This window comes from Arthrobacter sp. Hiyo1, assembly GCF_001263615.2.
Lineage (GTDB): Bacteria > Actinomycetota > Actinomycetes > Actinomycetales > Micrococcaceae > Arthrobacter.
The window spans coordinates 70,448-71,389 of sequence record NZ_DF952471.1 but is presented as its reverse complement, the minus strand read 5'-3'; the positions used below and the strand labels follow the sequence as shown (position 1 = coordinate 71,389).

Annotated in this window: 3 protein-coding genes; 1 reads left to right on the top strand and 2 read right to left on the bottom strand. The window is 59.6% G+C overall.

The window, feature by feature from the left end:
• A partial coding sequence (locus tag AHiyo1_RS26695; RefSeq protein WP_148667567.1) for an Lrp/AsnC family transcriptional regulator occupies positions 1–97 on the bottom strand: 97 nt, incomplete at its 3' end.
• Between the two features lie 433 nt (positions 98–530).
• Positions 531–755: a hypothetical protein gene (locus AHiyo1_RS11920; protein WP_216363190.1), complete on the bottom strand. Its 225-nt coding sequence runs from the start codon at positions 753–755 to the stop codon at positions 531–533.
• A gap of 101 nt (positions 756–856) precedes the next feature.
• Between AHiyo1_RS11920 and AHiyo1_RS11915 the strand changes: the two genes are divergently transcribed.
• The coding region (locus tag AHiyo1_RS11915) for a glutamate--tRNA ligase family protein (RefSeq protein ID WP_148667566.1) at positions 857–942 on the top strand (86 nt) is incomplete at its 3' end.

Here is a 942-nt window from a genome sequence, read left to right as displayed (position 1 = left end):
CCAGGCCCAGGCGCTGGGCGAGGACCATGATCGGCACCCGGGGGTCGTCGTCGAGCGCGGCAAGGATGCGCTTGTCCGTTGAATCCAATTCCTGCATTGCTGCTGCTTTCTGCCTGGTCGCTCAAGGTTTGACTGGTCATAATGTCCAACCAGATCCCATTCTCCCGCACCTGCGGAGCCGACTTCGGCAAAGTGACCATCCGCTGCTCGTCTTCTGGTGGGCAATTAGTCAGATTGACCAGTGGTGATTGAGTCCGTTGCGCCAGTTGTAGTGTTTCTGTTCAAATAGTGGCAACGAAGGGAAAGGCTACCGCCGGACCCCACAGGCTACGGATCCTCCGGTACACCACCCGGCCACCCGAAACACCGTCCCGCAAAGACGCAGCCGCTGATTGACTCTTGTTCACGCATCGTCATTCCGCACCCCGCCGGCGTCGCCATGAAGGGTGGCCGGCACCACCATAAGAGCCCCTGAGCCACCGAATGAGTTGCGGTAGCTGAGGGGCTCTTGTGCTGCCTGGGTCGTGTTCTCAAAAAGGCTGAATCAACACCGCGACAAAGTCGTATTCATCTTGGGAGGCGGCGGTCCACTCGACGTCCACTAGATCACCCGCCTTGAGGGACCTGTATCCGCCTGATTGCTCGCTGACCGAGAAATGCGCGAAGCATTTCTTCCCGTCGGGAAGAATAAGTTCGCCCCAACCTTCTTCGGCTTTCCAGAAGGAAACCATCGCCTTGGCTCGAGCTGAGTTCAACGTTGGTCCTCTCTTTGGAAACTAAAGGTACCCAATTCTCCCAGCGGCCCCGACCTCCCCGGAATCCTGCAGGCACGCCCGGCGGCGCATAGTCTTGTGCCATGACTTCCGCTGGCCGTTTCGCTCCGAGCCCCTCCGGCGAGCTTCACGTGGGCAATCTGCGCACGGCCATGCTCGCCTGGCTCTT